A 15,006-nucleotide genomic window follows, 5' to 3' on the forward strand; every position below is an offset into this window, starting at 1 on the left:
TGATCGCGAATCCTGGTCAGCCCAGGTATGGCCGCTCCACGGCGAACAAAATACCTCGCGCATAAATCCGCCAGTTCGGTGGCGCGCGATCGCCTAGCAGATGGCTGCCGGCAATATAGGCCTGGGCACGTAGCAGAAACGGGACACCGTCGAGTGCCTGCTCGGCCGCTACCGCGTTACCGCTGCGGGACAAGGCCAAGAAGCGCTGCACTTTGGCGACCGCACCAGGTGTGTCGTACTCTTTTTCAATGTTCTCAAGTACGGCGGCGATAGCCGGACTGCCAGCATCCTCTCCTTCGGCGATAGCCAGCCACACGGTCTGCTCGTCTATCCCCTCGCTGGGAGGCAACCGGGCGGCGCGTGCACGCAATGCAGTAGAGGCTCCCTGCGAGCTTGCCGCAAGGCGCAGTACGTGGCCCGCCATCGGCGTGTTTGCGGCAGCGGTTACGGCGTCGTCAAGCTGACCATTGGACAACATGACCAACGAGCGGCCAGGGCCGTTGGGCACGGCCGCACCCGGCTCGGCCAACAGTATGTTGCTCACGGCTGGCGAGGCGCGCGCGAAATCACCCTGCTGCTGCCTCGCGGCGGCCGGGTTGAGCAGACGCAACAAGCGCAACGCCTGCAGTGCCGCGCCTGGGCGTAGCACCAGGCTCTTCGACATAGCGACCTGGTAAGCGGCGAACGCCGCTTGATAGTTGGCATGTTCACCTTCCATGCTCGCGGCGGCGTTGGCGAACCATGGGGAATCCGGCCAGCGCTTGTAACCCTCTGCAAACTTCTGGTCCCGCGCGGGACCCGACGGCATGCAACGCGTCACCAGATAAGCCAAGTCGGACTGCGTCGGCGACGCGTCGGCCAGTGCACGCTGCCGCGAGCAGACCACATCGTGCGCAGGTCCTTTGGCCAAGTCCTGCTCGGCCCGCATGGCGACGATCTCGACGGGAAAATGCGCACGGCGCGCGGCGAATGCAGTATCGAAACCAGGCACCGACGCAGCCAATCCGAGCCAGCTCAGCAGATGAGGCGAGTCCGGCTTGTCAAAACGCACGTGCGCCAGCAGCATGCCCTCAGCAGCGTGCTTGTCCTGAAGCTGATTGACCAAATACTCGGGTGCATCGTCATCGCCGGCATCAAGTACCGTGCGCGTGCCGCCGCCACTCTTGGACTGGATACGATCGGGTGGCGTGGTAAACATATTCTCGGCCGACACCGCCTGCCAACGCTTGGGCGCCAGCATATGGGGTGGAGCTGCTGTCCAGTTGCCGTAAACAGCCGTCCATTGCCGCAGCGGGCTGGCGGCGGCCACGGTATAGACGAGCTGCGTGTCGGACTGACTGACCGGCGCGGTGAAGTCCTCGATCAGCTCGCCATCGTCAGCCAGCGTGGTGACGTGGATATCGCCACGCGATGCCACCGACACGTCCGCATGCGCATGCGGCGCCAGCGCCACGCGATGACCATCCACCGTTGCGACCACCGCGCGAGCCAGGCCGTTGTATACGGTGACCGTGGTACGCCCCACGATCCAGCCCACCGCAAGCACGGAGCCGACGATAGCGATGGCGACCACAGCACGGGCGAGGCCAGGGAAAAAACCGGTAGCCGTCTGAAATTTATGCCAGAAGTCGAGCTTCTCGTGGCGGCCACGCTCGCTGCCCGGCGCCAGCGTGTGATAGGTATCGGGAATCGTCGGTGCCAGGTCGGGCGCCACGGGAGCAGGCGTGCCATGGGTCGCGGCGGCAACCGTGGTCTCGGTCAGCAGCAGCTCGTCGAGCGTTGCGCGCCGCAGTGCCGATAAGCATCCTGCGGTGTGATTGACCCATCGATCGATAAGACGCAGCCATTCATTAATATTGGCTCGCACAGGCGCATTGAGACCGTACCCTCCGAGTAGTGCCGGCCAACTTTCCTCGCCAAGCTCGGCGAGAATTTTGGCTCCGGGGCGCACGCTGGACGCAAGGCTGAACACCTGAGTCAGCGCGCGGTGAACATCGTTCGCACTCGCCAGAATGTGGCGGACTCCACGCTCATTGATGCTGCCGCGTGCGGTAGCGTGCTGCCAGGTGCGTGCCAGGCCAGCGTGCGCATCCCGTACGTTGGCTTCGCTGTGATCGGCGTAGTGCAGTAGTTGCAATAAGCCCTGCAGATATTCCTGCCACGTGGGCGAGAGCTTTGCCGCCGCGGCCAGATGCAGGCTGCGTACGCGCTTCAGTGTCGTTTCCAGTCCCGCACGAGTGGCGGCGCGCTCCACGTCGACGGCTGCAATGGCGGCCGGCAGCTCACTACGCTTCAAGATCCGTCCGCGATGGCGGATGACTCCATCCGGCGCGTCATAGATGCGATCCCGCAGCGAGCACAGCAGTGCATGCTCGGTCTCAAGCGAGCGTAGCTGCCCCAGCTCATCGCCAATATTTTCGGGATACAACATCTCCAGGTGCAGCGGCCCTGTGATGAGGGCGCGCTCATGCAGATCCTCGACGCGCGCGCTCTGGCGCACGGCGGAGAATCCGAGATAGATGCCACGGTAGTGCGGCTTCAGGTGTTCACGGCCGAATTGCTCGTCCAGTTTTTTCAGCGTTTCGGCTGGCTCGGCAATCGCGTGTTCGGTCTTGCCGGCAAGCTCGCGAGTCATCCTCTCACGCAGATCCAGGCTGTCATCGAACACCTCCCACGCACTGCGCTCGTCGGCCGGCGCAAACAGATAGATGCGCTTGGCATTCGTCTCCCGCTCATGGTTCATCGGATGCGTCGACCACATGCGCGGAGGTTGCGCGAGCTCGCTGTTGAAGACACGGAACGCGGCAGCACCCTCACCCGGCACCTGTAGACGGTTGCCGTAATCGGGATCGTTGTAGATCAAACGCAAACGCTCGGCCAATGCCTGGTGCACGGCAAACACATCGCGAGGCGGACGCTGATTGGCCACTTCGCCGCGCAGGAAAATCATGGTCCGATCCCAGGCGTCATCGACGACCTGCAGCCGGTGCAATGCAAGCACCAGCGCATCGCTGCCTGTCAGCGAAACAGCCACGAGATCGGCTTGCATTTCCATCTCACGCGATAACGCACGCTGGGCGATCACCACCAATCGGAACGTGACATCGACTACCGCGCGAAGCGCCCAGATCACCAGGCCCAGCAGCCAGCCGACCCATGCAATACGGAGATCCATCCTGGATAGCTGGCGCAGAAACGTGTCCAGCGCATCGCGCCGGCCGACAATGTGCGCGGCGATCTGCTGGGTTGTATAGACCCAACGCCCCACCGCCATCGAGCGCTGGGCAAAATGGCCGAATTCATGGGCGCAGACCGCCTTGAACTCGCCGAGGTTCAGCATATTCACCAGACCCAGGCCGATTTCCAGATTCTTGCGCGAAGGAAAAAGCAGGTTGAGCAACGACAGGTCGTAGAACACCGCCGCGTTGACGCGCCCGGTGACATAAACCTTGTGCGGTCGCGGCGCGCCCGCCTCATCGGCAATCCGCTCTAGAAAGGCAAACAGGCGCGGCTGCTCGGCGCGGGTCAGCTCGATACCGTCGTTGCGTCCGCCCTTCTTGATGAAGAACAGCGCCTTTATCATGAAGAACGCTAGAAACAGACTGCCGACGCCGACGGCAACCTGCGCAAAACCCCCATCTGAATTGAGCTTCATCAACTCGCCCAGACCGGTCATCACAAACCATGCGGTCAGCGCGAAGTAGAGCAGCATAAAAAGTAGCAGGCCGCCGACAGCAAGCCATGCATGACGCCGATAGGACGGACCTGGGCGCGTAAAAGCAGCCGGCACTTCGGTCGGCCCGGTGGGATACATCGTTTCCATATGATGATTCGCTGTTCGCTATTGTCTTAATCACGCGCGACGATCGACATCGCCGCCCCCTGTCAACATCAGCTCTCCGCCTCTGAGCTTACGAGACTGCCTTTGAGCCTGGACATCCCGGAACAGCGATGCCGCATTTCTTGTCCATCTGATTGAGAAACCGGTGCAAAGATTCACACGCAGTGCCGTTGGCGCCACAAAGAATGGCGCGATAAATCTCCAAATGATCGTTTTTCAGCACAAAGCGCATTCTCACTACCGAAGGATAGAACGGACTCCCTTCGGTAAACGCTTCGAAGGCTTGAGACAGACCACCGGTGACATCAGCCTTGTAGATGATGACGCCATCCGCCGGGTCATCGAATTCGACCCGATAGGTATCGGACGACTTAGCCAGCGCATCAAGCCCTTGCTGAGCCGAGTCGAAAGGCATGGGATAGAAGAGGTCGGTATCCACTATGAGACCGTTTTGCTTCATGTAGCCATCGAGAATGGGAGCGAGTTTGCCTTGCTGCGTTAGCGGTCGCTTGCCCCTATTTGTTGCACTGAAATTGACTGGAATTCGGGCATAAGCCTCTATAGGCCGGCCGTCTTTGATGCTCGGGGAGAATATCCAGTCCTTGACCGCATTAATGGCCGCTGCGTCCAGGATGCGATAACCGCTCGACCGTTCCACCTTGATGTCTTTCGGCCTGCCATCGCTGCCAACCAATGTCATCAGAACAACCATGCCCTCCGCGTTGAGCGTAGCTGCAATCGGCGGATAGCTCGGGGGAGGTGCACGATTAGCCGTTTGCTTGTCCATCGACAAGAGCTGATTCGCGATGGTTTCCGACTTGTACGCATCTTGTGCGACAGCCGTCGAGAGGCCGGCAGTCAGCGCCAGCGCAAACAGTTGCTTCCACATTGATATTCCCCCGAGGCGCCTCGACTCACGCCTTGCAGTGGCAAGGCCTCCTTGATCGGGACACCGGCCAAGGATATGCGCCGACTCGTTATCGTTCAACCGACATCGAGGTCATACAACGTAGGTTGGGTTGAACGAAGTGATACCCAACGTTGCGTAATGCTGAGGCTCGCCGCGATACCCAACTGGCGTGTCTTTGGAATTCGTTGTGATGCCTAACGTTGCGCAATGTTGGGGTTCGCTTTGCTCACCCCAACCTACGATTAAGCGGGCGCCTCTTTCGGACCGTAGATATCGAGTCCCATATCAATACGCCGCCTGGCCAACCCACCTAAAACGGTTAGAGGAACCAGTAATTCCTCATTGCCGTGAAAATACCGTGTCACTTTGATATCAAATATCGGCTACCTAAGCAGGCCCGACCTCCAGCCCTGGCCGCGGCGATCTATCTTTAGCGTTAATATCACATGCAATTAAGTGGATATAGAGATAATCTATTGGCACTCGCTTAGATCCAAAGCCTCCATATCCCGGATGCCGAATTTTTCCTGCGCAAATACACCCATACAGCCGGTGCATCTGCAATGTTGCACCCCATCGCAACCTGAGGAGAGAACGACATGAAAGCTACCGCTGGTGGAGCCATTGCCATCGTATTGCTGGCCATCTACGTGTATCTCATTGTTGCTGGGTGCCTCCTGGTCGGCTCTCAGGCCGGGGCCGCTGCTGATGCCCAAATACCCGCACATTTCAACGATGTCATGTCCCAGACTCTTTCGGTGATCGGTGGATTGGTATCGGCACTTGTCATCGCCGAGTTGGCCATCACCAAACCGGGCGAAGCCCCGGTTGCGCGGGTTCTGGCCGTGGATGCGTCCGCCAGGTCAAAAAACATATTGATGTGGGTCACCGGGCTTTACATTCTGGTGTGGTTACTCGCTGGCCTGGCGGCTTTCATGGTCGGCATGAATAGCCCCAATAAGCTGCCGCCACTTACCAGCGTCGGGCAATCATGGTTTGGCCTGGCCGTGGCCGCGGCATACGCCTATTTCGGTCTCAAACCCCAATAAGGCCGCCATACCGGCGAACCCCAACGGCAACGCCTTCGAACATCAAGCAAACATGTAGTTGGGCTGAACGAAGTGATGCCCAACGTTGCGCAAAGCTGAGGCTAGCTGTGATACCCAACATGGCATGCTTTTGGGGCTCACCGCGAGCCCCAACGTGGCGAAACGTTGGGGTTCGCTTGCGCTCACCCCAACCTACGTAATACGTACCCTCCATTCGATGACGCAGCACTTGCCGCGCTTCTGCAAGAGAAGCGCCGTAGTCATCGGAAACGTTATCCTCGGCACCATGGGTAACCCGCGACCCGATGGCCAAGAGTCTCTGAGGCCGGATACGCCTGCCCGTGAAGCGCCCCCCATTTGGCGCCACGGCAACGGGCCCCACTACATGTCGATTTCCCCGAACCTCGTTCGTCTTTAGTCATGAAGACCGCCTTCACCTGCACCATCGCGCACCCCGCATCCACAGGAGATTGGTTATGACGCACGTCCCGCCACTGGTCCCCGCCGCCGAGCTTGCCAAGCGCAACGGCCGGACCTTTCCCAATGAAAGTGACGACTACCGTCGCGCCCGCAATGCGCTGTTTATCGAGGAGATCGAACTGCGCCGGCATATTGAACGCGTCGCCGAGCAGCGTCGCGCGCTGCCGCCCGGCGGCGAGGTAACCGGCAGCTACCATTTTCAGGGCGAGCACGGACCGCTCGATCTCGCCGGTCTTTTCGGCGACAAACAAACCCTTGTCATCTATAGCTATATGTTTGGCCCGCAGCGCGAACGTCCCTGCCCGATGTGTACATCGCTACTGAGCGCCTGGGAGGGCGAGGCGCGCGATATAGGGCAACGGGTTGCGCTGGCTGTTGTTGCGCGCTCGCCCATCGAGCGCCTCATCGCATTCAAAAAGGAACGCGGCTGGCGCGACCTCGCCCTGTATTCCGACACCGACGGCAGCTATAGCCGCGACTACTATGGCGTCGACCAGGACGGCGGCGATGACTCGGCATTCAACGTATTCACCCGCCGCGACGGCACCATCCGTCACTTCTGGAGCGGTGAAATGGGCTTCGAGTCCGCCGACCCCGGCCAGGACCCGCGCGGGGCACCCGACCTGATGCCGATCTGGACCATTCTTGACGTAACGCCGGAAGGGCGAGGCAGCGACTGGTACCCCCAACTCGACTACCCCGACCAGGCGCGTTGAATCCGCTGCGGCCTTCTTTCCCGGACACTAGCGACGCGCGGCACGCGGAGCTGCCCCATGTGTCTTGGCTGGTTTGCCCGGCGCCGCAGCCTTGGTGGCGAGTCGGAATGGCGGCGCCTGCTCGCGAATGTAATGCCACAATCGGTTGGCGACCGGCCCCTGCGGCCGGTCGCCGCGCCGCGCCGCAACCAGTTGCTGCACGTTGCCAGGCATGTAAGTGCCGCCTATCGATTGCAGCCGCCCCTCGCGCAACTCCTGCTCGACCAGAAAGCGCGGCATATGACCCCAGCCCATGCCCTGCAAGATGATTTCCTTTTTCATCAACTGATCGGCCACCGTGCACTGGTGTGCGCCCTCGATGATGAAGTAACTGCGCGGCGCTGAATCGCGCGCGGTGTCGCGGATGATGCATTGAGTGAAATCGCGCATCTGCTCGGGCTTGATCGAGCGCGATATCGGAAAAGGCAGAAAACCCGGCGCCACCACCGGCACGAACGAGATTTTGCATAGATCCACCCATTCCATGCGTGGGTCGCTTTTGTCGATGTGATGCAGGATCAGATCGGCATCGCCATTGAACAATCGCTCCCAGGGGCCGGAGATCGCCTCGAAATGCAGATGCAGCCGCGTACCGGGACATGCGGCGAAGAAACGGCTCAGCAAGCCTAACGTTTGCGGCAACGGGCACAAGTCGCCGATCACCACGCGCAACTCGCTTTCCTCGCCCATCGCCAACTGCGCGGCATGGGTGCGCAGATCGGCCATGTCGCGCAGCAACGACTGCGCCCTGCGGTGAAACGAATGTCCCGCCTCGGTCGGGGTCACTCGATAACCACTGCGATCGAGCAGGCTCAAGCCAAGCTGGCGCTCCAGCTTGGCAACGGCAGCGAACACCGCCGGGTGCGAGCGATGCAGCACCGTCGCGGCAGCCTGGAAGCCCCCGGCCCGCACCACGGCGTCGAAACATTGCAGATCGTGCAGAGTAAATTCGCTCATGTCCGTTTTATCTACAGAGATTGTGCGAACTTTGTAATATCTTCTGATCGACCCCGCAACTAGATTTGCTCCACGGCATCCGCCGTTGCAGGAGCAAATACCGATGCGCGCCATTGTCAGGAAGCAATACGGCGAGGCAGATCAGCTATCGATTGAACAACGCCCAGATCCGCAGGCGCAGCCAGGCCAGGTGCTGATCGAAGTCCGCGCGTTCGGCTTGAATCGCGCCGAGATCTATATGCGCCGTGGCGCCTGGGGCGAGGTGGCGGACATCAGCGGTATCGAGTGCGTCGGGCTGGTCAAGGCCGATCCGGCCGGCCGCCTCGCTACAGGCCAAAAGGTAGCCGCGTTGCTGGGTGGCATGGGGCGAAGCATTCCCGGCAGCTATGCCGAGTATGTGAGCGTGCCGGCCGACCACGTGGTGCCGCTGCAAACCGAATTACCGTGGGAAGCGCTGGCGGCGATCCCGGAATCCTACGCTACCGCCTGGACCAGCCTGCACCACAACCTCGCACTGGCTCCCGGCCAGACCCTGCTGATTCGCGGCGCCACCTCGGCGCTGGGGCGAGCCGCCATCAATATTGCCGCGCACGCCGGGGCATATGTCATCGCCACGACACGTCGCCTCGAACACACAGCCGGGCTATTACAGCTCGGGGCGAAGCAAGTGTTGCTGGAGGAATCCCAGCTAGCGCAGCGCGTTCGCGAATGGCACCCCGACGGCATCGATGCGGTGCTGGACATTATCGGCAACAGCGCATTGCTCGACTCGCTCGCCATGGCGCGGCCGGATGGACGCGTCTGCCAAGTCGGCTTTCTCGGCGGCGGCGAACCGCTGGCTTTATTCAACCCACTGCAGCACATGCCAAGCGGCGTGCAGCTCAGTTTCTTCGGTAGCGCCATGGCCTACGGCACGCCGGCCTATCCGCTGTCCGATGTACCGCTACAAACCATCGTCGAGCGTGTTGCCGACGGCACGTATCAAGCCAAGCCGGCGCACGTATTTCGCTTCGAGCAGATTCGCGACGCGCATCGCTTGATGGAATCGAACCAGGCCGGCGGCAAGCTGGTGGTTTGCATCTGAAATCCCCCACCGTTTTTATTCGGAGTTTTTTATGAAGCCGTATCCAAACCATGATGTAGAGCCCATGAACCACTTGGCCTTCTTTACCACCGGCGACGGATGCCGCATCGCCTATCGATTCGATGGCCCAGCCGACAAGCCCGTGCTGGTGCTATCAAACTCCATCGGCACCACCTTGAATATGTGGGATATGCAAATTGAGGCGCTGTCGCAGCACTTTCGCGTGTTGCGCTACGACACCCGAGGCCATGGCGGCTCAAGCGTTACAGCCGGAGCTTATTCGTTCGACCGGCTCGGCCGGGATGTAATCGAGCTGCTCGACGCCTTGAATATCAGCCGCGCGCATTTCTGTGGGCTATCGCTGGGCGGCATGATCGGCCAGTGGCTGGGCATTTACGCCCCTGAGCGCATAGACCACCTGATTCTGTGCAATACCTCATCCTTTATGGGTCCCGCCGAACAATGGGATGAGCGCATAGCCTCCGTGCTGCAGGCCAAGGACATGTCCGAAACCGCCGAGATGTTCCTCAGCTATTGGTTTCCGCCGCATATGCTGCAGGCACAGAGCGCCATCGTCGATTCGATTCGCGCGGTGTTGCTGTCCATGGACCCCCAAGGATTTGCCGGTTGCTACGCCGCCGTCCGCGACATGGACATGCGCCGCACCGTCGCACTTATCCCCCGCCCCACACTGGTGATCGCCGGTCAGTACGATACGGTGACGCTACCCAGTCACAGTGAATGGATTGCCGCTCACGTACCGGGAGCAAAGCTCGTGATATTGCCGGCAGTGCATCTGTCGAATATCGAGTACCCCGCCGAATTTCTCAGCGCTATGCTCGAATGCCTGCTTTCGCCATCGAAAGACTGAAGGCACAAGGCGCAGAGATATTGAAAGGGCTGCCGCAAGGCGGCCTTTTCGTGCATGGGCATCGCTAAGCGGCGTCGGCTTGCCGGCGTCGCGGCTCGTATGAGGCAACACCGCGCTCAGTGATTCGCGTGCTCGATCCATGCCTCCAGTAAGAATGCTCAGCACGAGCATCAGATAGCACTTGGCAAAATCCTTGAACGAACGAAGGCGCATTTTGGGCAACTCAAGATGCATGATGCGAATCCGCGAAGGTGGACTGTAACTAGGGGAGCGGAAGCGCAGCCGATTGGGGTTGCCTGACGACACATGCAGCCACGGGCTTATGCGCGCCTACCGGCATGAAAACGCGGGGATACCTCAGACTCTTGCCCCCTTTCTACCTATCAACAAGTCGAATGTCGGATTGACTCACCTGGATATCCAACCCTGTTTCGAGTTCCAAGATATATATCGCCTCAGGCTTCAGTTCTAGCACGGTCACGAGCGAGCCAAACGAGCCGACTGACTCGCCCGATAAAACCTGGACATAGTCGTTATGCATGAACGCCACGCCGGGTATCGCCTCGCGATTGAGGAAGGCTTGGCCAAGATCGGCTGGTTTCATATACGAAACGTATCTCTTGGTACCGGCGTAATCTCGGAACTGAGCATATCAGCGACCCAACGAACATGACCGTCTTGTGCTTTGCATACGACAATGTGCATCTGGTCGCCAGATGCTGACGTGTACATATGATCAACTTCAGCGATATCGCCGATTTGCGGAAAGCTACCATCGCCAACGCTTGTATCTACTCGCTCTAGCGGCACAGCAGCCACGACCCTCGCAAGCGGGATCTTCATAAGGCACCTAACATTCGCTGGCCAGAATCCGGGGGGGAGGTAATCACTCTACCCCTTTTGCTCTTCCGGCCAGAGCAACGCCTGGGCGACCACCACATGCTCGCCATTGAACGTCGCCGCCGGGGATCCGTACAGCGAGTAGCCGAGGTCGAGGGCTTCGGAAACACGGTGGCAAAACGATGCATCGTCCTTGCCGGTCAGCAATCGATATCGCGGAAAACCATCGGGCGGTGAATCAGACATAGGGAAGGCTCCTTCAAGGTACTTAAGGCAGTCGACGTCTGCCATATGGAAAGCAGACAGCCGACGTTATTGATCGACATCCACAGCAGTGCTAAACGTCAATCGGTTACTCGCTGGATCATGAATGGTCATTTCCCTGGTCTTCCAAGCGGTGTCCATCACGCCGGGGCGGCTATACCTATAGCCGCTAGCGAGAAGCCGCTGGTGGAATTCGTCGATATCGGTCGTCGCGATTCTTATCGCGGAGCCGGGGCTGCCATCGCCATGATGCTCGGAAAGGTGCAGCACACAACCATCCTTGGAAACCTGCATGTACAGCGGCAGGCCCTCTTCAAACCGATGCTCCCAATCGACGTTGAACCCGAGAAAGCCCACATAGAAATCCTTGGTCTTATCCACATCGAACATGCGAAGGATGGGCGTGACGGTTCCGAGGCTCATGGCATTCCCTCTTAAGCACGGTGGATGGCGGCGCCCGATGATATCCGGTCCGCTCGAATGATATCCGGTCCGCTCGAATGCGTTCGCTATCTTTATAAAGTGGCTTGCCGCGCGATGCCAAAGTGGTTCTTGTGGAGGTCCCATGCATGCCCTAGCGTGCTTTGCACCTGAGCTTGCATCACAAAGAGGGTGTCAACATGGTGACTTACAAGAGCATCAGCCTGCTTGGTGCATGGTGTGCAATGAGTTGGCTCTTCTTCCCCAGCCATCTATTCGCGCAAACGCACCCTACCCTTCTCACGCAGCCTCAAGCCAGCGTGCCCACCCGCAGCGATGGGCAACACGATTTCGACTTTCACATTGGCACCTGGAAAACCCAGCTCAAGCGGCTAGTTCACCCCTTGAGCGGCTCCCAAACCTGGGCTGCCTATGAAGGCACCAGCGTTGTGCGCAAGCTGTGGAACGGCCGCGCAAACCTGGTGGAACTCGAAGCCGATGGCCCTGCCGGCCACCTCGAACTGTTATCCCTGCGCCTATACAACCCGCAAGCGCACCAATGGAGCCTCAACGTTACCAGCAGCAAAAGCGGCAGCTTGGGCACGCCCACGGTCGGCGAGTTCAAGAACGGACGCGGTGAATTTATCGACCAGGAAACCTTCAACGACCGGACCATCCTCGTTCGATTCGTCATTTCGGATATCACCGCAGACTCATGCCACTTTGAGCAAGCGTTCTCCGATGACGGCGGCAAGACCTGGGAGATCAACTGGATCGCAACCGACACCCGAGTTAAAGCACCGCAGGAATGAGCAGTTGCGGCGAGCGTAGGTTGGGGTGAGCGCAAGCGAACCCCAACGTTGCGTCACATCGGGTATCGCGGCGAGTCCCAAAAGCATGCCCTATTGGGTATCACGGCGAGCCCTAACATTGCGCAACGTTGGGCATCACTTTGTTCAGCCCAACCTACGCTCCTCTGCGATGGTTCTGCCGTGGCAGGATGGTTGGCTATCGCTTCGTTCAACCAAACCATGCTCCCTCAAGACAACTCACCCGCATTACCGAGAAACCATGAGCGCAAGAAATCGATCAGCGCGCGAACTTTGGGCTGTTCGTTGCGAGTGTTTGGCCATATCAGATAAATACCGCATGTGGGCAGTTGCCAATCGGGCAGCACGCAGCGCAGCGCTCCACATTGAAGATCGTGCGCAACGGAAAAATCCGTGACTACCGACAGACCTGCGCCACCACGCAGCAAGCCAAGCAGGCCTTCCGGGGTATTGGTGCTGAGTCCGCTGCGCATGCGCACGTCGCAATGGGCTCCATCAGGCCCTTTGAACTGCCACCACAACGGGGTTCGCAACAAGGTCAGTGCGACCCAGCGATGATTCGCCAACTGCGAGGGATGCTCAGGCGTGCCCGCTTGCGCGAGATAGGCCGGTGCCGCCGCTACAAATAGCGCGAACTCGCCGATTTTAAGCGACTTCATCGAGGAGTCCTCCGGCCAGCCCAACCGCACGGCCAGGTCAATGCGCTCGCTCACCAGATCCAGCACGCGACTCTCGGTAATCAGCTCCAAATGCAATTGAGGATGCAGCAATGAAAACGCGGCAAAGGCCGGCCCGATAACCGACATCGCATAGTCGGACGGTACCGTGACCCGCAAGACACCGGATAGACGCGTGGTGCCGTCCACGAATTCGCCGATTGCCGTATACAGATTTTGCAAGGGTGACGTGCAGGCTAGCTGCAGGTTGATGCCGGCTTCGGTAGGAACCACGCGTCGGGTGGTGCGGATAAAAAGAGCCGTGGCTAACTCCTTCTCCAGCCGAGCCACCTGCAGGCAAAGTTGGTTTTTGCCCATGCCGAGCTTTTTCGCGGCCGCCGTAAAACTGCCGGCTTCCGCAACGGCCAGAAAGGCATGAAGTCGATCCAGCGACATGCGGTGCGCGACCAAGCGATTGTCTCCGAATTACGCCCAGAGTGTATCAATTTGCGTCATTTACTGTGGTAGGGGTGAGCGAGCACCATTTCGTTGGGTAAGGCAGCAAAAAACAACGATGAAAAGGTGGCGTCGACCAAGGCCATGGGTCCGAACCACCGACAGCGCATGTTGGTAGCCGCGCGGTATGCATGCATTTGTCACCCCCAACTCCAGCCGATCTCGCAACCTCCACGGTTGGGATGTTCATTGCTTCTGAGGGGCCTTTGACCGAACGCTTTTCAAAAAAGGAGCACGCTGATGCCTCAGGTCATTACCATTCCGTATGACGGACAAGAAGTCGGCCAAGGATACAATTCCGAGACACACGAGACCGTCGGCACCGCCTTATCCGTCGCCAACATCTCCGAAGATCCCGCCGTGGACGGGCAGCAGGTAACGACCTTCTTCCAAAGCGTGACCTCGCAGGAAAACCTGATGGAGTCCCTGGGGATTTCCGCTTCGCTCGATGTCCGCTACGGCTTGTTTGCCGGCGGCGCAAAAATGGACTTTGCGCAAAGTCACGCCGTCAACTCCTACTCATCGTTCGTCGCGGGGCGTTGCGTCGTGAACAACGCGATCCGACACGGTCATGGATTCACCTTAAGCGAGACGGCCACGGCCTTGGTGACGACGCAGAGAATGGATGAATTCAAGACCGCATTTGGCGACATGTTTGTTCGCTCTTTGAAAACCGGCGGTGAATTCGATGTCGTTGCGCGAATTACCTCGGTGAGCGAAGAACATCAAACTCAGATGTCGGCAAGCCTTCAGGCGGAATATAACGGCCTTGTATCGGACGTCTCCTTCTCCGCGTCGTTCAAGAGCGCAACGTCCGACTCAAGCAATCACACCGAAGTAACGGTTTTTATGAGTCAAGCCGGCGGCATCGGTGAGCAGGCATCGTTCACCGGGTCTGATGCAACGAAAATTCTTCAGCGCCTGAGTGAATTTCCGGCTCTTGTGCATCAGCATCCCGTCGGCTTTGAAGTTGAACTGGCAAGCTACAACACCATACCCCTTCCGGTGCCTACCGTTGAAGAATCTCAAGATCGCCAGATCATCCTGCAGGATTGTCTTAATCAGAAAATGGGATTTCTGAAGGCAGTGGCCGACCTGGATTTCATTATGGGTGAGGATACACGGATATTTTTCGATAACCCTCCGCCCATCGCGGACCTATCGATTATGCAAGGTCAATATCGGTCCGCACTCAATGCACTAATGGCTCATGCCATCAAAGTCTCGACTGGACAGATGAACCCACCGCAGACCTTTGTTGCAAACCCTTCTCCACCACCGTTGAACTTCAAAAAGAAGAAGCCATTTGTCGCCATTCCGAACTGGGGCTGCATCGAAGACGTCCAGCGGTCCTCGGCTGATATGCCCAGCGCCGCGGATCTTGGCCTCAACATTATTTACGTGGTTGGCGGGCAAGGTACCGACGACGATCGAAACACAGCAACGAGCAGAGGCAATGTAATCAGCATAGTGCCCCCAGCGAACCAAAAAGTGCCACCAGGATTTTCAGTAACAGTTACCTACTATAACTAA

13 protein-coding genes are annotated in these 15,006 nt (G+C 58.9%); 6 read left to right on the plus strand and 7 right to left on the minus strand.

Annotated elements, in window-relative coordinates; genetic code table 11:
- Positions 1-16: 16 nt before the first annotated feature.
- Both DVJ77_RS20270 and DVJ77_RS20275 read right to left on the minus strand, forming a co-directional pair.
- The gene (locus DVJ77_RS20270) at positions 17-3,823 is read right to left on the minus strand and encodes a M48 family metallopeptidase (RefSeq protein ID WP_114847352.1); all 3,807 of its coding nucleotides are present in this window, start codon (positions 3,821-3,823) and stop codon (positions 17-19) included.
- An 88-nt stretch (positions 3,824-3,911) separates the two neighbouring features.
- On the minus strand, positions 3,912-4,730 hold the full coding sequence (locus tag DVJ77_RS20275; RefSeq protein ID WP_114847353.1) for an energy transducer TonB: 819 nt from the start codon (positions 4,728-4,730) through the stop codon (positions 3,912-3,914).
- 620 nt (positions 4,731-5,350) lie between these two features.
- Between DVJ77_RS20275 and DVJ77_RS20280 the strand changes: the two genes are divergently transcribed.
- Positions 5,351-5,800: a hypothetical protein gene (locus DVJ77_RS20280; RefSeq protein WP_114847354.1), complete on the plus strand. Its 450-nt coding sequence runs from the start codon at positions 5,351-5,353 to the stop codon at positions 5,798-5,800.
- Positions 5,801-6,276: 476 nt separating this feature from the next.
- Entirely contained in the window at positions 6,277-6,996 is a 720-nt protein-coding gene (locus DVJ77_RS20285; RefSeq protein ID WP_114847355.1) for a DUF899 family protein, read from the plus strand.
- Between the two features lie 27 nt (positions 6,997-7,023).
- Here the strand turns inward: DVJ77_RS20285 and DVJ77_RS20290 are convergent, their stop codons facing one another.
- Positions 7,024-7,992, minus strand: a complete 969-nt coding sequence (locus DVJ77_RS20290) for a LysR family transcriptional regulator (RefSeq protein WP_114847356.1) — start codon at positions 7,990-7,992, stop codon at positions 7,024-7,026.
- Between the two features lie 103 nt (positions 7,993-8,095).
- On the opposite strand from DVJ77_RS20290, the gene DVJ77_RS20295 reads away from it, so the two are divergent.
- Both DVJ77_RS20295 and pcaD read left to right on the plus strand, forming a co-directional pair.
- Positions 8,096-9,076: a zinc-binding dehydrogenase gene (locus tag DVJ77_RS20295; RefSeq protein ID WP_114847357.1), complete on the plus strand. Its 981-nt coding sequence runs from the start codon at positions 8,096-8,098 to the stop codon at positions 9,074-9,076.
- Between the two features lie 64 nt (positions 9,077-9,140).
- Positions 9,141-9,947 carry a 3-oxoadipate enol-lactonase gene (pcaD, locus tag DVJ77_RS20300; protein WP_114847358.1) on the plus strand — a complete coding sequence of 269 codons (807 nt, stop codon included), beginning with the start codon at positions 9,141-9,143 and terminating at the stop codon, positions 9,945-9,947.
- Positions 9,948-10,323: 376 nt separating this feature from the next.
- On the opposite strand, the gene DVJ77_RS20305 is transcribed toward pcaD, so the two are convergent.
- The 3 genes from DVJ77_RS20305 to DVJ77_RS20315 form a co-directional block, all read right to left on the minus strand.
- Positions 10,324-10,551 carry a hypothetical protein gene (locus DVJ77_RS20305; protein ID WP_114847359.1) on the minus strand — a complete coding sequence of 76 codons (228 nt, stop codon included), beginning with the start codon at positions 10,549-10,551 and terminating at the stop codon, positions 10,324-10,326.
- 287 nt (positions 10,552-10,838) lie between these two features.
- Positions 10,839-11,033 (minus strand): DUF1737 domain-containing protein, encoded by a 195-nt coding sequence (locus DVJ77_RS20310; protein WP_114847360.1) that lies wholly within the window; start codon positions 11,031-11,033, stop codon positions 10,839-10,841.
- 66 nt (positions 11,034-11,099) lie between these two features.
- The gene (locus tag DVJ77_RS20315; protein WP_114847361.1) at positions 11,100-11,474 is read right to left on the minus strand and encodes a glyoxalase superfamily protein; all 375 of its coding nucleotides are present in this window, start codon (positions 11,472-11,474) and stop codon (positions 11,100-11,102) included.
- A 197-nt stretch (positions 11,475-11,671) separates the two neighbouring features.
- On the opposite strand from DVJ77_RS20315, the gene DVJ77_RS20320 reads away from it, so the two are divergent.
- Entirely contained in the window at positions 11,672-12,283 is a 612-nt protein-coding gene (locus DVJ77_RS20320; RefSeq protein ID WP_225428119.1) for a hypothetical protein, read from the plus strand.
- 227 nt (positions 12,284-12,510) lie between these two features.
- Here DVJ77_RS20320 and DVJ77_RS20325 read toward each other — a convergent pair whose 3' ends face one another.
- Positions 12,511-13,428, minus strand: a complete 918-nt coding sequence (locus DVJ77_RS20325) for a LysR family transcriptional regulator (RefSeq protein WP_162791617.1) — start codon at positions 13,426-13,428, stop codon at positions 12,511-12,513.
- A 285-nt stretch (positions 13,429-13,713) separates the two neighbouring features.
- Here DVJ77_RS20325 and DVJ77_RS20330 point away from each other — a divergent pair, with 285 nt between their 5' ends.
- A complete protein-coding gene (locus tag DVJ77_RS20330) occupies positions 13,714-15,006 on the plus strand; it encodes a hypothetical protein (RefSeq protein ID WP_114847363.1) in 1,293 nt (430 codons plus the stop codon).

The organism is Dyella tabacisoli, assembly GCF_003350925.1.
In the GTDB taxonomy this organism is placed as follows: Bacteria; Pseudomonadota; Gammaproteobacteria; order Xanthomonadales; family Rhodanobacteraceae; genus Dyella_C; species Dyella_C tabacisoli.